General features: G+C 69.3%; 21 protein-coding genes and 1 tRNA gene. 3 read left to right on the forward strand and 19 right to left on the reverse strand.

Features of this window, described 5'->3' with window-relative positions:
- Positions 1 to 9: 9 nt before the first annotated feature.
- From EIM48_RS03330 to rplM, 3 genes are all read right to left on the reverse strand, one after another.
- A tRNA-Gln gene (locus EIM48_RS03330) sits at positions 10 to 84 on the reverse strand.
- Between the two features lie 104 nt (positions 85 to 188).
- Positions 189 to 581 (reverse strand): 30S ribosomal protein S9, encoded by a 393-nt coding sequence (gene rpsI, locus EIM48_RS03335; RefSeq protein ID WP_019398232.1) that lies wholly within the window; start codon positions 579 to 581, stop codon positions 189 to 191.
- A gap of 10 nt (positions 582 to 591) precedes the next feature.
- Entirely contained in the window at positions 592 to 1,020 is a 429-nt protein-coding gene (gene rplM / locus EIM48_RS03340; RefSeq protein WP_019398231.1) for a 50S ribosomal protein L13, read from the reverse strand.
- Positions 1,021 to 1,245: 225 nt separating this feature from the next.
- Here rplM and coq7 point away from each other — a divergent pair, with 225 nt between their 5' ends.
- Positions 1,246 to 1,893 carry a 2-polyprenyl-3-methyl-6-methoxy-1,4-benzoquinone monooxygenase gene (coq7, locus tag EIM48_RS03345; protein WP_028914477.1) on the forward strand — a complete coding sequence of 216 codons (648 nt, stop codon included), beginning with the start codon at positions 1,246 to 1,248 and terminating at the stop codon, positions 1,891 to 1,893.
- A gap of 148 nt (positions 1,894 to 2,041) precedes the next feature.
- Here coq7 and sugE read toward each other — a convergent pair whose 3' ends face one another.
- Both sugE and speD read right to left on the reverse strand, forming a co-directional pair.
- Positions 2,042 to 2,359 carry a quaternary ammonium compound efflux SMR transporter SugE gene (gene sugE, locus EIM48_RS03350; RefSeq protein WP_028914476.1) on the reverse strand — a complete coding sequence of 106 codons (318 nt, stop codon included), beginning with the start codon at positions 2,357 to 2,359 and terminating at the stop codon, positions 2,042 to 2,044.
- Positions 2,360 to 2,525: 166 nt separating this feature from the next.
- On the reverse strand, positions 2,526 to 3,320 hold the full coding sequence (gene speD, locus EIM48_RS03355; RefSeq protein ID WP_024870477.1) for an adenosylmethionine decarboxylase: 795 nt from the start codon (positions 3,318 to 3,320) through the stop codon (positions 2,526 to 2,528).
- A gap of 135 nt (positions 3,321 to 3,455) precedes the next feature.
- Between speD and crp the strand changes: the two genes are divergently transcribed.
- Entirely contained in the window at positions 3,456 to 4,145 is a 690-nt protein-coding gene (gene crp / locus EIM48_RS03360) for a cAMP-activated global transcriptional regulator CRP (protein WP_026010445.1), read from the forward strand.
- Between the two features lie 18 nt (positions 4,146 to 4,163).
- Here crp and EIM48_RS03365 read toward each other — a convergent pair whose 3' ends face one another.
- From EIM48_RS03365 to EIM48_RS03425, 13 genes are all read right to left on the reverse strand, one after another.
- Positions 4,164 to 4,886, reverse strand: coding sequence for a haloacid dehalogenase-like hydrolase (locus EIM48_RS03365; protein ID WP_028914474.1), 723 nt, complete (start codon positions 4,884 to 4,886; stop codon positions 4,164 to 4,166).
- Positions 4,883 to 5,677 carry an indole-3-glycerol phosphate synthase TrpC gene (gene trpC / locus EIM48_RS03370; RefSeq protein WP_125111071.1) on the reverse strand — a complete coding sequence of 265 codons (795 nt, stop codon included), beginning with the start codon at positions 5,675 to 5,677 and terminating at the stop codon, positions 4,883 to 4,885. Before trpC ends, EIM48_RS03365 begins: the two co-directional genes overlap by 4 nt.
- A gap of 79 nt (positions 5,678 to 5,756) precedes the next feature.
- Positions 5,757 to 6,113: an antibiotic biosynthesis monooxygenase gene (locus EIM48_RS03375; protein ID WP_019398225.1), complete on the reverse strand. Its 357-nt coding sequence runs from the start codon at positions 6,111 to 6,113 to the stop codon at positions 5,757 to 5,759.
- Positions 6,110 to 7,156, reverse strand: coding sequence for an anthranilate phosphoribosyltransferase (gene trpD, locus EIM48_RS03380; RefSeq protein ID WP_125111234.1), 1,047 nt, complete (start codon positions 7,154 to 7,156; stop codon positions 6,110 to 6,112). Before trpD ends, EIM48_RS03375 begins: the two co-directional genes overlap by 4 nt.
- A 375-nt stretch (positions 7,157 to 7,531) precedes the next feature.
- Entirely contained in the window at positions 7,532 to 7,954 is a 423-nt protein-coding gene (locus tag EIM48_RS03385) for a F0F1 ATP synthase subunit epsilon (protein ID WP_028914471.1), read from the reverse strand.
- A 38-nt stretch (positions 7,955 to 7,992) separates the two neighbouring features.
- Positions 7,993 to 9,390, reverse strand: a complete 1,398-nt coding sequence (atpD, locus tag EIM48_RS03390; protein WP_019398222.1) for a F0F1 ATP synthase subunit beta — start codon at positions 9,388 to 9,390, stop codon at positions 7,993 to 7,995.
- Positions 9,391 to 9,487: 97 nt separating this feature from the next.
- Entirely contained in the window at positions 9,488 to 10,351 is an 864-nt protein-coding gene (atpG, locus tag EIM48_RS03395) for a F0F1 ATP synthase subunit gamma (protein WP_019398221.1), read from the reverse strand.
- Positions 10,352 to 10,476: 125 nt separating this feature from the next.
- The gene (gene atpA / locus EIM48_RS03400; protein WP_028914470.1) at positions 10,477 to 12,024 is read right to left on the reverse strand and encodes a F0F1 ATP synthase subunit alpha; all 1,548 of its coding nucleotides are present in this window, start codon (positions 12,022 to 12,024) and stop codon (positions 10,477 to 10,479) included.
- 75 nt (positions 12,025 to 12,099) lie between these two features.
- A complete protein-coding gene (locus EIM48_RS03405) occupies positions 12,100 to 12,627 on the reverse strand; it encodes a F0F1 ATP synthase subunit delta (protein ID WP_125075811.1) in 528 nt (175 codons plus the stop codon).
- 1 nt (position 12,628) lies between these two features.
- Complete coding sequence (locus tag EIM48_RS03410) at positions 12,629 to 13,099, reverse strand: F0F1 ATP synthase subunit B (RefSeq protein WP_019398218.1); 471 nt, start codon at positions 13,097 to 13,099, stop codon at positions 12,629 to 12,631.
- A 122-nt stretch (positions 13,100 to 13,221) separates the two neighbouring features.
- The gene (gene atpE, locus EIM48_RS03415) at positions 13,222 to 13,503 is read right to left on the reverse strand and encodes a F0F1 ATP synthase subunit C (RefSeq protein WP_013534007.1); all 282 of its coding nucleotides are present in this window, start codon (positions 13,501 to 13,503) and stop codon (positions 13,222 to 13,224) included.
- Between the two features lie 69 nt (positions 13,504 to 13,572).
- On the reverse strand, positions 13,573 to 14,370 hold the full coding sequence (atpB, locus tag EIM48_RS03420) for a F0F1 ATP synthase subunit A (RefSeq protein WP_019398217.1): 798 nt from the start codon (positions 14,368 to 14,370) through the stop codon (positions 13,573 to 13,575).
- 72 nt (positions 14,371 to 14,442) lie between these two features.
- Positions 14,443 to 14,811 carry a hypothetical protein gene (locus EIM48_RS03425; RefSeq protein ID WP_233581615.1) on the reverse strand — a complete coding sequence of 123 codons (369 nt, stop codon included), beginning with the start codon at positions 14,809 to 14,811 and terminating at the stop codon, positions 14,443 to 14,445.
- Between the two features lie 346 nt (positions 14,812 to 15,157).
- On the opposite strand from EIM48_RS03425, the gene EIM48_RS03430 reads away from it, so the two are divergent.
- The gene (locus EIM48_RS03430) at positions 15,158 to 15,982 is read left to right on the forward strand and encodes a hypothetical protein (RefSeq protein ID WP_019398215.1); all 825 of its coding nucleotides are present in this window, start codon (positions 15,158 to 15,160) and stop codon (positions 15,980 to 15,982) included.
- A 79-nt stretch (positions 15,983 to 16,061) separates the two neighbouring features.
- Here EIM48_RS03430 and lpdA read toward each other — a convergent pair whose 3' ends face one another.
- Positions 16,062 to 18,170 (reverse strand): dihydrolipoyl dehydrogenase, encoded by a 2,109-nt coding sequence (gene lpdA / locus EIM48_RS03435; protein ID WP_125111072.1) that lies wholly within the window; start codon positions 18,168 to 18,170, stop codon positions 16,062 to 16,064.
- Positions 18,171 to 18,180: the final 10 nt, after the last annotated feature.

An 18,180-nucleotide genomic window follows, 5' to 3' on the forward strand; every position in this document is an offset into this window, starting at 1 on the left:
TCTCGAATTTGGCAGCCCCGGATGGATTCGAACCACCGAATGCCTGAGTCAGAGTCAGGTGCCTTACCACTTGGCGACGGGGCTGTGGGCTGGAGATTATAACCCCAGGTGCCGGTGCGAATGCAACACCACCGGCGGTGGAACCGGCACGCACCGCAGCGCGTGCCGGATCCCCTCCAGGCGCCGGATCAGCGCTTGGAGAACTGCGTGGCGCGGCGGGCCTTGTGCAGGCCGACCTTCTTGCGCTCGACCTCGCGGGCGTCGCGGGTCATGAAGCCGGCCTTGCGCAGGTCGGACTTCAGCGACTCGTCGTACTCGACCAGGGCGCGGGCGATGCCCAGGCGGATCGCACCGGCCTGGCCGGTGGTGCCGCCGCCGCTGGCAGTGACGACGACGTCGAACTTGTCGGTGGTCTGGGTCAGCTCCAGCGGCTGGCGCACGATCATGCGCGCGGTCTCACGGCCGAAGAACTCGTCCAGCGGACGGCCGTTGACGGTGATGTTGCCGCTGCCCTTGCGCAGGAACACGCGGGCGGTGGAGGACTTGCGACGGCCGGTGCCGTAGTTTTGCGTGGTAGCCATCGTGTGTGCCTCAGATTTCCAGCGGCTTCGGCTGCTGCGCCGCGTGCGGGTGTTCGGAACCGGAATAGACCTTGAGCTTGCGGTACATCGCGCGGCCCAGCGGGCCCTTGGGCAGCATGCCCTTGACCGCGATCTCGATCACGCGCTCCGGGTGGCGCTCCAGCGCCTGGGCGAGGGTCTCGCTCTTCAGGTTGCCGACGTACCCGGTGAAGCGGTGGTACATCTTGTCCTGCAGCTTCTTGCCGGTGACGGCGATCTTCTCGGCGTTGATCACGACCAGGTAGTCGCCGGTGTCAACGTGAGGGGTGTAGGTGGGCTTGTGCTTGCCGCGGAGGCGGTGGGCAAGCTCGGCGGCCAGGCGGCCCAGGGTCTTGCCGGAGGCGTCGACGAGATACCAGTCGCGCTGGACGGTCTCGGACTTGGCGATGAAGGTCTTCATGGGGACTCGAAGGTTGGTCGGGCGGATTCCGCACCGGATTGCCCGGACGGAACTTTGCCTCGCGTTGTGAAGGGTGCAGCAAAGACGCGGGATGGTAGCGCATCCGCGCGGTCCGACGCAAGCCGCCGGGTACTCCGGCCGCAGGCGCCGCGTCCGGGGGCGGCTTCACTTGGCGACGCCCGCGGGCCGGCCGACAATCCCCCGTTCCACGCAGGAGGTTCGCCCATGTCGTCCGTCGCCGCCCGCCAGCTCTCCCCCCTGGACCGCGTCCTGGTCGAGGTCCAGCGCGCGCTGGAGACCACCCTGGGCGATCCGCCGGCGTCCCGTCCCTGCCCGGCCCGCGCCGGGGACCCGGTGCTGCCGCGGGCCGAGCGCCGCCATGCCGCCGGCCTGATGCGGATCAACCACGTCGGCGAGGTCTGCGCCCAGGGCCTGTACTTCGGCCAGGCCGCCGTGGCACGCGACCCGGCCACCCGCCAGCACCTGCTGGACGCGGCCCAGGAGGAGACCGACCACCTGGCCTGGTGCGCGCAGCGGCTGCGCGAGCTGGACAGCCGCCCCAGCCTGTTCAACCCGCTGTGGTACGCCGGCAGCTACGCCATCGGCTCGCTGGCCGGGTTGCGCGGCGACGGCTGGAACCTGGGCTTCGTGGTCGAGACCGAGCGCCAGGTCGAAGCCCACCTGGACGAGCACCTGGACAGCCTGCCGCCGGGCGACCAGCGCAGCCGCGAGATCATCCGGGTGATGAAGGAGGACGAGGCGCGCCACGCCGACAACGCCGAGCACGCCGGCGCGCGGGTGCTGCCGCCGCCGATTCCGCAGGCGATGGCCCTGGCCTCGAAGTTCATGAAGCTGGTGGCGTACCGGATCTGATGGATCCGTGATTGGTGATTGGTGATCGGGGGTTGATCCGTAGCCCGGGCAGGCGCAGCGCATCCGGGGTACGGCGGATGACAGGCCACCGGCGCGTGTCCACGTCCTCCCCCGTGCCAACGCCCTGGCCCGCTCCCGGCGCGGGCGCTCAGGCGCTGGTGAGCTTGAGGCCGGCGATCCCGGCCACGATCAGGCCGATGCACAGCAGCCGCGCGGTGGTCGCCGGCTCCTTGAACACCAGCATGCCCAGCAGGGCGGTGCCGACCGCGCCGATGCCGACCCACACCGCGTAGCCGGTGCCCAGCGGGATGTGCTTCAGCGCCGTGGCCAGCAGCCAGAAGCTGCCGAGCATGGCCACCACGGTGACCGCGCTGGGCAACGGCCGGGTGAAGCCCTGCGAATACTTCAGGCCCACGGCCCATGCCACTTCCAGCAGGCCGGCCAGCACGAGCAGGATCCAGGACATCGTCGATCTCCTCCTTTCCACCGGGCCAGGAACGCGAAAGCGGCCCGGAACATGGTTCCGGACCGCCGTCGGTCCTGCGTTCGCGGCGCGTGCCGCGGGCGGGCCGTCCCGCCTGGATTTCAGCGGGCGCCGGGATACCCGGCGCCGGCGCAACCGCGCGTAACCGTCACTCGACCAGGTTGCGGCCGTGGAACAGCTCCTCGATCTCGCGCTTGAGCAGCGCCTCGATGCGCATGCGCTCCTTGAACGAGAGGTTGCGCGCCTTCTCCTCGAACAGGTAGGTGTCCAGGTCGAACTCCTTCAGGTGCATCTTCGTGTGGAAGATGTTCTCCTGGTACACGTTCACGTCGATCATCTCGTAGCGCGAACGGATGTTCTTGGCCAGGAAGTCCTGGATCGAGTTGATCTTGTGGTCGATGTAGTGCTTCTTGCCCTTGATGTCGCGGGTGAAGCCGCGCACGCGGTAGTCCATCACCACGATGTCGGACTCGAAGCTCTCGATCAGGTAGTTCAGCGCCTTCAGCGGCGAGATCACGCCGCAGGTGGCCACGTCGATGTCCGCGCGGAAGGTCGCGATGCCGTTCTGCGGGTGCGTCTCCGGGTAGGTGTGGACGGTGATGTGGCTCTTGTCCATGTGCGCCACCACCGCGTCGGAGATGACCTCCTTGCCGGCCTGCTTCTTGTCGATCACCGGCTCCTCGGAGATGAGGATGGTCACCGACGCACCCTGCGGGTCGTAGTCCTGGCGGGCCACGTTCAGGATGTTGGCGCCGATGATCCGGGCCACGTCGGTCAGGATCTGGGTCAGGCGGTCGGCGTTGTACGCCTCATCGATGTACTCGATGTAACGCTGGCGCTCGTCCTCCGAGACCGCGTAGCAGACGTCGTAGATGTTGAAGCTCAGCGCTTTGGTCAGGTTGTTGAAGCCTTGCAGCCTCAGGCGCGGCAGGGGTTTGACCACGGCGGTCATGCCTCTGGGGGTGGGAAACGCGCCATTATGCGGCAAAGCCGATGAAGGGGGGATACGCTCCGTGAACCGGAGTTTGCCCCCCGGGCGACACGGGGGTACCCTTCGCTTGCCCCATACCCCCAATTCATGAACGTCAGGAATCCTGCCGCCGTGTCTCCCGTGCGTTTTGCCACCAGCCCCCTGTCGCTGGACCAGACCGTCGTCGACCGATTCCTCGTCCACTGCCAGCGCCGACGTTACCCCAACCGCACCGACGTGTTCAGGCCTGGCGACCCCGCCGGGACCCTGTACTACGTGGTCAGCGGCTCGGTCAGCATCATCGCCGAGGAAGACGATGGCCGCGAACTGGTCCTGGGCTACTACGGCCCGGGCGAGTTCGTCGGCGAGATGGGCCTGTTCATCGAGACCGACAGCCGCGAGGTGATCCTCCGCACCCGCGCGGCCTGCGAACTGGCCGAGATCAGCTACGAGCGCCTGCAGCAGCTGATGCTGGGCTCGCTGGCGGCCGACGCCCCGCGCCTGCTTTACTCGATCGGCGTGCAGCTGTCGCGGCGCCTGCTGACCACCAGCCGCAAGGCCAGCCGCCTGGCCTTCCTCGACGTCACCGACCGCATCGTGCGCACCCTGCACGACCTGGCCCGCGAGCCGGACGCCATGTCGCACCCGCAGGGCACCCAGCTGCGGGTCTCGCGCCAGGAGCTGGCGCGCCTGGTCGGCTGCTCGCGCGAGATGGCCGGCCGCGTGCTGAAGAAGCTGCAGGCCGACGGCCTGCTGCATGCGCGCGGCAAGACCGTCGTGGTCTACGGCACGCGCTGAACTTAACCGTTCAGTGGATCAGGCCCGGGGCGGTGCCTCGCCGCCGCGGTCCTTGCAGCCCCAGTTGAGGATCGGCGTCCCGGCCGGCAGCACCTGCCGGAAGAATGCCTCGCGCCCGCGCTTGGGATTGACCACCACCGGCTGGCGCGCGGCCTGCAGCAGCGGCAGGTCGGCGGTGCTGTCGCTGTAGGCCATGTCGATGTCGCCATAGCCGCGCTCGCGCAGCATCCGCACCTTCTCGCGGTTGTGGCAGTGGCGGGTGGCCTTGACCCCGCCCAGGCGCGGCCCGACCTCGGTGCCCACCACCGGCACGTCGGCGTGGGCGACGAAGCCCAGGATCGCCCGCGCCAGTTCCGGCGGCGCGCCGGTGGCCACGACCACGCGGTCGCCGCGGGCGCGGTGGTTGGCGAACACCTCCAGCGCGGTCGGCAGCAGGCGCGCGGCGATCTCCTCGCGGTGGGTGGCCACGTAGCGGTCGATCACCCGGTCGAACTCGCGCACCCGGTGCATGCCGAAGCTGCCGATCCAAGCGTAGCCGGAGATGCCCCAGCGCCGGGTCGGCAGGAACGCCACCATCGGCCCCAGCACCGGCGTGGCCAGCAGCGCCACCAAGGTGCGCAGCCAGCTGCGGCGGATCAGCCAGGCGAACAGGTGGCTGCCGGAGTCGCCGTCGTACAGGGTGTGGTCGAAGTCGAACACCACCAGTGGCGCGTCGGCCTTGGGTTCGGGCCAGGTACTCATGCTTCGAAGAACAGCTGGCGCAGGGCCTCGCCCGGCTCCTCGGCGCGCATGAAGGCCTCGCCGACGAGGAACGCGTGGACCCCGGCCTGGCGCATCAGGGCCACGTCGGCCGGGCCGAGGATGCCGCTCTCGGTGACCAGCAGGCGGTCGCGCGGCACGGCGTCCTTCATGCCCAGGGTCACGTCCAACGACACCTCGAAGCTGCGCAGGTTGCGGTTGTTGATGCCCACCAGCGGCACCGGCACCTGGATCGCGCGCTCCAGCTCGTCGATGTCGTGGACCTCGACCAGCACGTCCATGCCCAGTTCCAGCGCGGTGCCGGACAGCTCAGCCAGCTGCTCGCCGGACAGCGCGGCCACGATCAGCAGGATGCAGTCGGCGCCGAGCATGCGCGCCTCGTGCACCTGGTAGGGATCGATGGTGAAGTCCTTGCGCAGCACCGGCAGGGTGCAGGCCGCGCGCGCCTGCTGCAGGTACTGGTCCGCGCCCTGGAAGAAGTCCACGTCGGTCAGCACCGACAGGCAGGAGGCGCCGCCGAACTCGTAGCTGACGGCGATCTCGTCCGGGCGGAAGTCCGGGCGGATCACGCCCTTGGACGGGCTAGCCTTCTTGATCTCGGCGATCACCGCCGGGTCGCCCTGGGCGATGGCGGCCTGCAGGGCCGCGGCGAAGCCGCGCACCGGCCCGGCATCGCGGGCGCGGGCAGCCACCTCGGCCAGCGGCAGGCGCGCGCGGCGCTCGGCGATTTCTTCGGCCTTGCGGGCCAGGATGGTCTGCAGGATGTCGCTCATGGGGTCCCTGTATGGCGCGGCACCCCGGCCGGGGCCGGGACCGGCATTCTCGCATGAGCCGGGCGCGGCCCGGCGCCGTTCAGTCGGCGGCGGGCACGCCGGCGCGGTAGCCGCAGGCGCGCTCGACCCTGCCCACGCGCAGCTCGTAGCGCTCGTACCAGTGGGCACGGCCGTGGCGGCGGATCTCCGCGTGCTCGGCGTGCGCGCGCCAGGCGGCGATCGCCGCCTCGCTTTCCCAGTACGACACGGTGATGCCGAAGCCGTCGGCGCCACGCACCGACTCCACGCCCAGGAAACCGGGTTGCCGGCGCGCCAGTGCCACCATGCGCTCCGCGGCGGCGGCGTATTCCTCCGGGTCGGCGTCGTTGCGCTGCGAGGCGAACACCACCATGTAGTACGGCGGTGCCGGCAGCGTGGCGAAGCGTCCCTCGCTCATGCCGGAGCCGCCTCCGCGGCCAGCGCGCGGCTGGTCTGGACGTAGCGGTCCAGCGCCGCGCGGGCGGCACCGGAGTCGATCGCCTGCCGCGCGCGGCCGATGCCGTCGGGGATGTCCTCGGCCACGCCGGACACGTACAGCGCGGCGGCGGCGTTGAGCAGGACGATGTCGCGCGCCGGGCCGGGGGCGCCGTCCAGCACCGCCAGCAGCATGCCGCGCGACTGCGCCGCATCGGCCACCTTGAGGTTGCGGCTGGCGGACATGGCGATGCCGAAGTCCTCCGGGTGGATGTCGTATTCGCGCACCTTGCCGTCGCGCAGCTCGCCGACCAGGGTGGCCGCGCCCAGCGAGATCTCGTCCATGCCGTCGCGGCCCCACACCACCAGGGCGCGCTCGGCGCCCAGCTCCTGCAGCACGCGCGCCTGGATGCCGACCAGGTCCGGATGGAACACGCCCATCAGGATGTTCGGCGCGCCGGCCGGATTGGTCAGCGGCCCGAGGATGTTGAAGATCGTGCGCACGCCCATCTCGCGCCGCACCGGCGCCACCACCTTCATCGCCGGGTGGTGGATGGGCGCGTACATGAAGCCGATGCCGGTGCGGGCGATGGACTCGGCCACCTGCTCCGGCTGCAGCTCGATCGCCGCGCCCAGCGCCTCCAGCACGTCGGCCGCGCCGGAGCTGGAGGACACGCTGCGCCCGCCGTGCTTGGCCACGCGCGCGCCGGCGGCGGCGGCCACGAACATCGAGCAGGTGGAGATGTTGAAGGTGCGCGAGCCGTCGCCGCCGGTGCCGACGATGTCGACCAGGTGGCTGCGGTCGGCGACCTCGACCTTGCGCGAGAACTCGCGCATCACCGTGGCCGCGCCGGCGATCTCGCCCACGGTTTCCTTCTTCACCCGCAGGCCGGTGAGGATGGCCGCGGCCATCACCGGCGAGACCTGCCCGCCCATGATCTGGCGCATGAGGTCGACCATCTCGTCGTGGAAGATCTCGCGGTGTTCGATCGTGCGCTGCAGGGCTTCCTGCGGGGTGAAGGTCATGGTCATGGCGGCTGTGCGGGGGGTACCCGGGCGAGTTTATCGCGGTGGCGCGTGCGTGGCCTCGGGACAGGCCGTAGGGGGCATCCGGGATGGCGCGCCGGGCTCCCGGGCGCCTGCCGCAGCCGGTTCCCGGGGCCCGCTTCGCTCGTCCGGGCTGCGAGCATCGGAATACCCGTTGCCGGGGCGCCCCACTCCAGGGGCGGAACAGGACCACACGCCCCCCGACGCGCCGGAAGCCGCTTGTAGCACGCGGGCATGCCACAAGCGGGCCATGAGTCTTGCCAGCCCCTGGTCCATTTCCGGCCCCCAAACGCAAAACGCCGGCCCCGGGGCCGGCGTTCGCGTAACCCTGCCCGGCCGTGGCCGGGAGCAGCGTCAGTGCTTGAGGTTGCGGCGCAGGCGCTCCAGCGCCTGCAGCTGGGCGGTGACCTCGGCCAGGCGCTGCTGCGCCTCGGCCACTTCCATCGCCTCGCTGCGGTTGGCCAGCACCCGCTCGGCCTCTTCCTTGGCCTTGCGCACCGCGGCCTCGTCGATGTCCTCGGCGCGGATCGCGGTGTCGGCCAGCACCGTCACCACCTGCGGCTGCACCTCGAGGATGCCGCCGGAGATGGCGAAGTCAAGCTGCGAGCCGTCCGGCAGCGTCACCACCACCTTGCCCGGCTTCAGGCGCGTGATCAGGGGCGCGTGCCGGGGCGCGATGCCCAGCTCGCCCAGCTCGCCGGTGGCCACGACCAGGGTGGCCTCGCCGTGGAAGATCTCCTGCTCGGCGCTGACGATGTCGCAACGGATGGTGCTCATGCTGCCTCGCTGTGCTCAGTGTCCAAGGAAGACCGCGCTCAGGCGATCTTCTTGGCCTTCTCGACGGCTTCCTCGATGGTGCCGACCATGTAGAACGCCTGCTCCGGCAGGTGGTCGTACTCGCCGTCCACGATGCCCTTGAAGCCGCGGATGGTGTCCTTCAGCGAGACGTACTTGCCCGGCGAGCCGGTGAACACCTCGGCCACGTGGAACGGCTGGCTGAAGAAGCGCTCGATCTTGCGGGCGCGCGACACGGCAAGCTTGTCCTCTTCCGACAGCTCGTCCATGCCCAGGATCGCGATGATGTCCTTCAGCTCCTTGTACTTCTGGAGCGTGGCCTGCACGCGGCGCGCGGTGTCGTAGTGCTCGTGGCCGATGACGTTCGGGTCCAGCTGGCGGCTGGTCGAGTCCAGCGGGTCCACGGCCGGGTAGATGCCCAGCGCGGCGATCTGGCGCGACAGCACCACGGTGGCGTCCAGGTGGGCGAAGGTGGTGGCCGGCGACGGGTCGGTCAGGTCGTCCGCGGGCACGTACACGGCCTGGATCGAGGTGATCGAACCGGTCTTGGTCGAGGTGATGCGCTCCTGCAGCACGCCCATTTCCTCGGCCAGGGTCGGCTGGTACCCCACCGCCGACGGCATGCGGCCCAGCAGCGCGGACACTTCGGTACCGGCCAGGGTGTAGCGGTAGATGTTGTCGATGAACAGCAGCACGTCCTTGCCCTTGCCGGACGCGTCCTTCTCGTCGCGGAAGTACTCGGCCATGGTCAGGCCAGTCAGGGCCACGCGCAGGCGGTTGCCCGGCGGCTCGTTCATCTGGCCGTACACCATCGCCACCTTGTCGAGGACGTTCGACTCCTTCATCTCGTGGTAGAAGTCGTTGCCCTCGCGGGTGCGCTCGCCCACGCCGGCGAACACCGACAGGCCCGAGTGCGCCTTGGCGATGTTGTTGATCAGCTCCATCATGTTGACGGTCTTGCCGACGCCGGCGCCGCCGAACAGGCCGACCTTGCCGCCCTTGGCGAACGGGCACATCAGGTCGATCACCTTGATGCCGGTCTCCAGCAGCTCGGTGGCCGAGGACTGGTCCTCGTAGGACGGGGCGGCGCGGTGGATCTCCCAGTGGTCGGAGGCCTGCACCGGGCCGGCCTCGTCGATGGCGTTGCCCAGCACGTCCATGATGCGGCCCAGGGTGCCGGCGCCGACCGGAACCGAGATCGCGCGGCCGGTGTTGGTCGCGACCAGGTTGCGCTTCAGGCCGTCGGTGGAGCCCAGCGCGATCGCGCGCACCACGCCGTCGCCCAGCTGCTGCTGCACTTCCAGGGTGATGTTGGTGCCTTCGACCTTCAGCGCGTCGTACACCTTCGGCACTTCCGCGCGCGGGAACTCGACGTCGACGACCGCGCCGATGATCTGAACGATCTTGCCCTGACTCATGGTGATTTCCTCAGACTCTTGAAATTTCTCGCGACCGGGTCGCCGAAGGTTTTTCCTGATGGCCGCCGCCGGGAGGCGCGGCCGCTTGGTGTTCGCGTCAGACCGCCGCCGCGCCGCCGACGATCTCGGAGATTTCCTGGGTGATCGCCGCCTGGCGGGCCTTGTTGTAGACCAGGTTCAGCGTGCCGATCAGCTTGGTCGCGTTGTCGCTGGCGGCCTTCATCGCCACCATGCGCGCCGCGTGCTCCGAGGCGACGTTCTCGAGCACCGCCTGGTAGACCAGGGACTCGATGTAGCGGGTGATCACGTGGTCCAGCACGCTGGCCGCGTCGGGCTCGTAGATGTAGTCCCAGTCGTGGGCCGGCACGTCGGTCTGCGCCGCCGGCAGCGGCAGCAGCTGGTCGAACGTGGCCTTCTGGCTCATCGTGTTCACGAAGTGGTTGTAGACCACGTACACGCGGTCGACCTTGCCCTCGGTGTACGCGTCGAGCATCACCTTGATCACGCCGACCAGGTCGTCCAGGTGCGGCATGTCGCCCAGGTGGGAGACGCTGCCGACCATGTTCACCTTGATCCGGCGGAAGAAGGCCTGCGCCTTCTGGCCGATGGTGACCATGTCGACCTCCACGCCCTGCTCGTTGTGCTGGCGGATCTCGCCCAGCAGCTTGCGGAACAGGTTGTTGTTGAGGCCGCCGGCCAGGCCGCGGTCGGAGGAGACCACGATGTAGCCGACCCGCTTGACCTGCTCGCGCTGCACCAGGAACGGGTGCTGGTAATCGGTGTTGGCCTGGGCCAGGTGGCCGATCACCTGCTTCATCGCCTGCGCGTACGGGCGCGAGGTCCGCATCCGATCCTGCGCCTTGCGGATCTTGGAGGCCGAGACCATCTCCAGCGCGCGGGTCACCTTGCGGGTGTTCTGCACGCTCTTGATCTTGGTTTTGATTTCCCTGCCGCCTGCCATTAGCTCGCTCCGCTCGCCGGGATTCGGGATTCGGGAACGGGGATTGGCCGAAGGCGCATCCCGTGTCCCGTCACGAACCCTGTTTTCCTACGAATCCCGAATCTCGAATCCCAAATCCCAAGGACTCAGTAGGAGCCCGTGGTCTTGAACTCCTCGATGCCCTTCTTGAACGCCGCCTCGATCTCGTCGTCCCAGGCACCGGTGTTGTTGATGCGCTCGACCAGCTCGCCGGCGGTGTTGATGAAGTGGGCGTGCAGGCCTTCCTCGAAGGCGCCGATCTTGTTGACCGGGACGTCGTCCAGGTAGCCCTCGTTGACCGCGTAGATGGACAGGGCCTGCAGCGCGATCGGCATCGGCGCGTACTGCTTCTGCTTCATCAGCTCGGTCACGCGCTGGCCGCGCTCCAGCTGCTTGCGGGTGGCCTCGTCCAGGTCGGAGGCGAACTGGGCGAACGCCGCCAGCTCGCGGTACTGGGCCAGGGCGATGCGGATGCCGCCGGACAGCTTCTTGATGATCTTGGTCTGGGCGGCGCCGCCGACGCGCGACACCGAGATACCGGCGTTCACGGCCGGGCGGATGCCGGCGTTGAACAAGTCGGTTTCCAGGAAGATCTGGCCGTCGGTGATCGAGATCACGTTGGTCGGCACGAACGCGGACACGTCGCCGGCCTGGGTCTCGATGATCGGCAGCGCGGTCAGCGAGCCGGTCTTGCCCTTGACCTCGCCGTTGGTGAACTTCTCCACGTACTCGGCCGAGACGCGCGCGGCGCGCTCCAGCAGGCGCGAGTGCAGGTAGAACACGTCGCCCGGGTACGCCTCGCGGCCCGGCGGGCGGCGCAGCAGCAGCGAGATCTGGCGGTAGGCCACGGCCTGCTTGGACAGGTCGTCGTAGACGATCAGGGCGTCCTGGCCGCGGTCCATGAAGTACTCGCCCATGGTGCAGCCGGCGTAGGCCGAGATGTACTGCATGGCGGCCGACTCGGAGGCGGTGGCGGCGACCACGATGGTGTGCTCCAGCGCGCCGTTCTCCTCCAGCTTGCGCACGATGTTGGCGACGGTCGAGGCCTTCTGGCCGATCGCCACGTACACGCACTTGATGCCGGTGTTCTTCTGGTTGATGACCGCGTCGATCGCCATCGCGGTCTTGCCGGTCTGGCGGTCGCCGATGATCAGCTCGCGCTGGCCGCGGCCGATCGGGATCATGGCGTCCACCGACTTGTAGCCGGTCTGCACCGGCTGGTCGACCGACTTGCGCCAGATCACGCCCGGGGCCACGCGCTCGACCGGGGCGGTCAGCTTGGCGTTGATCGGGCCCTTGCCGTCGATCGGCTCGCCCAGGGCGTTGACCACGCGGCCCAGCAGCTCCGGGCCGACCGGCACTTCGAGGATGCGGCCGGTGGTCTTGGCCACGTCGCCCTCGCGCAGGTGCTCGTAGTCGCCCAGGACCACGGCGCCGACCGAGTCGCGCTCCAGGTTCAGGGCCAGCGCGTAGGTGTTGCCCGGCAGCTCGATCATTTCGCCCTGCATCACGTCGGCCAGGCCGAAGATGCGCACGATGCCGTCGGACACGCTGGTCACCGTGCCCTCGTTGCGGGCCTCGGCCGAGAGCTTGACCTGCTCGATGCGGGACTTGATCAGGTCGCTGATTTCGGAGGGGTTGAGCGTGGTAGCCATGTTGGTTTCCTTGGAGTCGCTCGCCGGCATCCCGGGTCGCGACCTGAAAAGTGAACTGTCTGGGTGCGGCGTCCGTCAGCCCGCCAGGGCGGTCTGCAGGCGCGCCAGCTTGCCCTTGAGCGAGCCGTCGATGACCACGTCGCCGGTGTCGATCACGGCGCCGCCGATCAGGCTGGCGTCCACCGCCTGCTGCAGCTCGACCTCGCGGCCGAAGCGGCGGCGCAGCGCGGCGCGGATCTTCTCCAGCTCCTCGGCCGAAAGCTCGGTGGCGGAGGTGACCTTGGCCCGCACCACGCGCTGTTCCTCGGCGCGCAGCTGCTCGAACAGGCCGGCGATCTCGGCCAGCAGCGGCAGCCGGCCGGCCTCGGCCAGCACCGCCAGGAAGCGGCGGAAGCTGTCGTCGGCGTCCTGCGGCGCCAGCAGCGCGATGGCCGCCTCGTCGCCCAGTTCCGGGTTGAGCAGCAGCGTGGCCACGCGCGGGTCGGCAGCGACCTGCGCCGAGAACGCCAGCGCCTGCGACCAGGCGTCCAGGCGGCCCTGGTCGCGGGCCGCGCCGAAGGCGGCGCGGGCATAGGGACGTGCGAGGGTCAGCGCCTGGCTCATGTCAGATCTCGGCCGCCAGTTCGTCCAGCAGCGCCTTGTGCGCGTTGGCGTCGATCTCGCGCTGCAGCAGCTTCTCGGCGCCGCTCACCGCCAGCAGGGAGACCTGCTTGCGCAGCTCCTCGCGGGCGCGGTTGGCCGAAGCCTCGATCTCCGCCTGGGCCAGCGCCTTCTGGCGGTTGGCCTCGACGATGGCCTCCTCGCGGGCCGCGTCGACGATCTGGTTGGCGCGCGCGTGGGCCTGGTCGATGATCTCGTTGGCCTTGGCGCGGGCTTCCTTCAGCAGCTCGTTGACCTTGTCCTGCGCCTGGGCGAGGTCCTTCTGGCTGCGGTCGGCCGCGGCCAGGCCCTCGGCGATCTTCTGCTGGCGCTCTTCCAGGGCCTTGAGCAGCGGCGGCCAGATCTTGGTGGCGACCAGCCAGATCAGGCCTGCGAAGGCCAGCGCCTGGGCGAAAAGAGTCAGATTGAGGTTCATTGGTACGCTCTGCCTGTGCTCAGGGAGCCTGCGGCGCGGACGCCGCGAGGCTGCCTACATGCCGCCGCCGGTTCCCGCGAAGCGGACCGGCGGCAGACCCGTCGAATCGAACGATCCGGCAGTTACGGGGCCAGGCCGCCGACCAGGAACGGGCTGGCGAAGGCGAACAGCAGGCCCACGGCGACCGAGATGATGAACGCGGCGTCGATCAGGCCGGCGGTGATGAACATGCGGACCTGCAGCACCGGGATCAGTTCCGGCTGGCGGGCGGCCGATTCCAGGAACTTGCCAGCCATGATGGCCAGGCCCAGGCCGGCGCCCAGCGCGGCCAGGCCGATCATGATGCCGATGGCCAGAACGGTCGAAGCCTGGACGGAAGCGAGGGCGGTCAGTGCGGTTTCCATGGTTTTCTCCGGAACGGATAGCTGAGTTGGTGAAACGGTGGGAACGAAGGGTGAAGCGAATGGGGGAAATCAGTGGCTGTCTTCGGACAGGCTCAGGTACACGATCGACAGCATCATGAAGATGAAGGCCTGCAGCGGGATCACCAGCAGGTGGAAGATCATCCAGCCGAAGCCGAAGACCGCGCCGCCGAGCATGCCCAGCAGGCCGGCGCCGCCGAGCACCCAGATCAGCAGGAACACGATCTCGCCGCCGAACATGTTGCCGAACAGTCGCATCGCCAGCGAGATCGGCTTGCTGAGCCATTCGACGATGTTGAGGATGAGGTTGAACGGCATCATCCACTTGCCGAACGGCGCGGTCAGGAACTCGGCGGTGAAGTGGCCCAGGCCCTTGGCGCGCAGCGCGAAGAACAGCATCAGGAAGAACACGCTGATCGACATGCCGAGGGTGGCGTTGACGTCGGCGGTCGGCACCGGCTTCCACGAGGAGACGCCCAGCGCGTGCAGCGGCTGCACGATGAAGTCCGCCGGGATCATCTTCAGCAGGTTCATCAGCAGGATCCAGAAGAACAGGGTGATCGCGATCGGCGTCACCAGCTTGCTGGTCCCGTGGTAGGTGTCGCGGGCCTGGCGGTCCACGAATTCAAGGCAGATCTCGACGAAGGCCTGCCACTTGCCCGGCACGCCGGACGTCGGCTTGCGGGTGGCCAGCCAGAACAGGAAGACCATCAGCAGGCCCATCAGGACCGAGGTCACCAGCGTGTCGACGTGAATCGTCCAGAAGCTGCCCTCGCCGACGTGCGCCGTCAGGTTGTGCAGGTGGTGCTGGATGTAGCTGGTAGGGGTAAGTTCCGCCTCGCCCGCCATAGGTCCGATCTTCCTGTGCTAACGACCTGGAGTTGTGTGTTGCGGTATAACGGCCCCGTCGGCCTGAGCCGTTCAGGGATGTCGCGCCATGGCCAGTACCTGCGCCACCAGCGAGACCGCCGCCGCCACCAGCATCGGCAGCGGGGGCAATCCCAGGGCGACCACCCCGATCACCATCACGGCGACCAGGACGAACCACTTGGCCAGCATCCCTGCCAGCAGCCGCGCCATCGCCGGAACCGCCCCGGTGATGCCGCCGCCCAGTCCGATGCGGGCCGCGATCCAGCCGCCCAGCAGCACCGCAGCCCCGCCCACCAGCGCCGCCGCGCCCGCCTTCCAGCCCTGCCAGAGGCAGGCCAGCGCGGTCAGCAGCGTCGCCATCGCCTGCCAGGCAATCGCGCGAACGGCCTGTCGCCGGGCTGCGGCAACGGAATTGATCACGCGACGGTACCTGTGAGGGGAGGCGGAAGCAGGCTGCACTGCAGCAGATGCGCCCGTTGAGCCGCAAAAGTATAGCAGCGGGACAATTTGCGGGACAACCGACGCAAGTCACGGCCCCCGGGCGGGAACTTGCCGGGAAAATCCCGGTCGTAAGCCCCTGCAGCCGCGGAGTACCTCGTCGATCCGTCGCCGCCAAGGCCCCGTCCCCACCGGGGCCTTCGTCTTTGGTAGGGGCCTGCCTTGGTAGGGTGGCCCGCCTTCACCCGGCCTGTGCGCCGGGCTCACGGGTTCTGGACCGCACGCGCCCGCATAGTGGCGGCCCCTCCTCCCACGAGAGCCCGACCCGATGCGCTTCCACCCCGCCCCCGCCCTGCTTGCCACCGCCCTGCTGGCCTGCGCCGGCACCGCCGCCGCCCAGGACGCGCGCGGCGACCGCTTCACCCTGCGCGTGGGTGCGATGAGCGCCGCCGCCGAGACCGAGCTGTCGGCCTCCACCACCTTCATGGGCGAGCCGTACCGCTTCTCCCAGGGCTTCGACTTCGGCAGCGACGAGTGGGTGCCGCGCATCGACGGCGTGTTCCGCCTGTCCGAGCGCCAGCGCCTGGTGTTCGACTACTTCAACTACGACAAGAGCCGCCGCGAGACCCTCGGCGAGAACCTCTCCTACGACGACATCACCATCCCCGCCGGCAGCTACGCCGAGGCCACGCTGGACTTCCAGCTGGCCAGCCTGCTGTACGACTACTCGGTGGTGCAGACCGATTCCTTCAGCCTGGGCCTGCAGATCGGCGCCGAGTGGGCCAAGGCCAAGGCCACCCTGGTGGCGGAGGCCGGCGAGGACCGCTGGAGCGACGACACCAGCGAGGACGGCTACGCCCCGGTGGTCGGCGTGCGCCTGACCGCGCGCCCGGGCGAGCGCTGGCTGCTGAACCTGCAGGGCCAGTACCTGGACGCGGACTGGGGCGATTTCGGCGACTACGACGGCAGCATCACCCGCGCCAACGCCGTGGCCGAGTACCGCTTCACCGACAACTTCGGCCTGTTCGCCGGCTACGAGTGGTACCGCCTGGACGTCAAGCGCACGGTCTCCGGCGACGGCATGCGCGACGGCCTGGCCGGCTGGGACCAGCGCTTCAAGGGCCCGGTGGTGGGCGTGACCCTGGCGTTCTGAACCGCGCCGGCGACACCTGCGGAAACGAAGAACCCCGGCGCAGGCCGGGGTTCTTCGTTGCGGTGCCAGCGGCGCCGGCTTACTTCTTCTTCGGGATGTACAGGTCGGTGATCGTGCCCTCGTACACCTCGGCCGCCATCGCCACCGTCTCGCCCAGGGTCGGGTGCGGGTGGATGGTGTGGCCGATGTCGCCGGCCTCGGCGCCCATCTCGATCGCCAGCGCCAGTTCGGAGACCAGGTCGCCGGCATGCACGCCGACGATGCCCGCGCCGATGATGCGGTGGGTGGCCTCGTCGAAGATGAGCTTGGTGAAGCCCTCGGTGCGGCCGATGCCGATGGCGCGGCCGCTGGCCGCCCACGGGAACTTGCCGACGCCGACCTGCAACCCCTTGGCCTTGGCCTCGGTTTCGGTCACGCCCACCCAGGCGATTTCCGGGCTGGTGTAGGCCACCGACGGGATCACCCGCGCCACCCACTCCTTCTTCTCGCCAGCGGCCACTTCCGCGGCCAGCTTGCCCTCGTGCGTGGCCTTGTGCGCCAGCATCGGGTTACCGACGATGTCGCCGATGGCGAAGATGTGCGGCACGTTGGTGCGCATCTGCCGGTCGACCGGGATGAAGCCGCGCTCGGTGACCTGCACGCCGGCCTTTTCCGCGTCGATCTTCTTGCCGTTCGGCGCGCGGCCGACGGCGACCAGCACGCGGTCCCAGGTGCCCGACTCCAGCTCCGGCTTCTGGCCTTCCACGGCCGATTCGAAGGTCACGGTGATGCCCTTCTTGTCGGCCTTCACGCCGGCCGCCTTGGTCTTCAGGTGCACCTCGATGCCCTGCTTCTTCAGGCGGTCGGCCAGCGGCTTGACCAGGTCCTTGTCGGCGCCCGGCATCAGCTGGTCCATGAACTCGACCACGGTGACCTTGGCGCCCAGGGCGCTGTACACGGTGGCCATTTCCAGGCCGATGATGCCGCCGCCGACGACCAGCAGCCTCTTCGGCACCTCGGCCAGTTCCAGCGCGTCGGTCGAATCCATGATCCGCGGGTCGTCCCACGGGAAGTTCGGCAGCTTCACCGCCTGCGACCCGGCGGCGATGATGCACTGCTCGAAGCGCAGCAGCTGGACCTTGCCGTCGGCGCCGGTGATCTCCAGCTCGTTGGGCGAGACGAACTTGCCCACGCCCTGGACCACGCGCACCTTGCGCTGCCTGGCCATGCCGGCCAGGCCCTTGGTCAGCTGGCCGACGACCTTCTCCTTGTACTCGCGCAGCTTGTCCAGGTGGATCTTCGGCGCCGGGAACTCGATGCCGCACTCGCCGGCGTGCGCGGCCTCCTCGATGATCGCGGCCGAATGCAGCAGCGCCTTGGACGGGATGCAGCCGACGTTGAGGCACACGCCGCCGAGGCTGGAATAGCGCTCGACCAGCACCGTATCCAGGCCCAGGTCGGCGGCGCGGAACGCGGCGGTGTAGCCGCCGGGGCCGGAGCCGAGCACGACCATGCGGCATTCGATGTCGGCCGGGCGGCCGGTGGCCAGCGCCGGCTTCGGCGCCGGGGGCTCGGCCGGGGCGCGGTGCGACGGGGTCACCGGCGGCTTGCTGCCCGGCGCCACCGGGGCCGGCGCGGCGGCCGCGCCCGCGGCTTCCAGCACCACCACGACGTCGCCCTCCGACAGCCTGTCGCCGACCTTGACCTTCACTTCCTTGACCACGCCGTCGGCCGAGGACGGCACCTCCAGGGTGGCCTTGTCCGATTCCAGCGTCACCAGGCCCTGGTCCTTCTTCACCGTGTCGCCGACGGCGACCAGCACCTCGATGACCGGCACGTCCTTGTAGTCGCCGATGTCCGGAACCTTGACCTCGACCGCACCGCCACCCGCGGCGGGAGCGACCGGAGCAGGCGCGGGCGCGGCGGCAGCCGGGGCGGCCGCCTTCGGCGCCTCCGCCGCGGCGGCACCGGCGGCTTCCAGCACCACGACCACGCTGCCCTCGGACAGCCTGTCGCCGACCTTGGCCTTCACTTCCTTGACCACGCCCTCGGCCGAGGACGGCACTTCCAGGGTGGCCTTGTCCGACTCCAGCGTGACCAGGCCCTGGTCCTTCTTCACCGTGTCGCCGACGGCGACCAGCACCTCGATGACCGGCACGTCCTTGTAGTCGCCGATGTCCGGGACCTTCACTTCGATCGTGTTCGCCATGTGCCCTCCG

This window comes from Pseudoxanthomonas sp. SGNA-20 (genome assembly GCF_003931635.1).
Lineage (GTDB): Bacteria > Pseudomonadota > Gammaproteobacteria > Xanthomonadales > Xanthomonadaceae > Pseudoxanthomonas.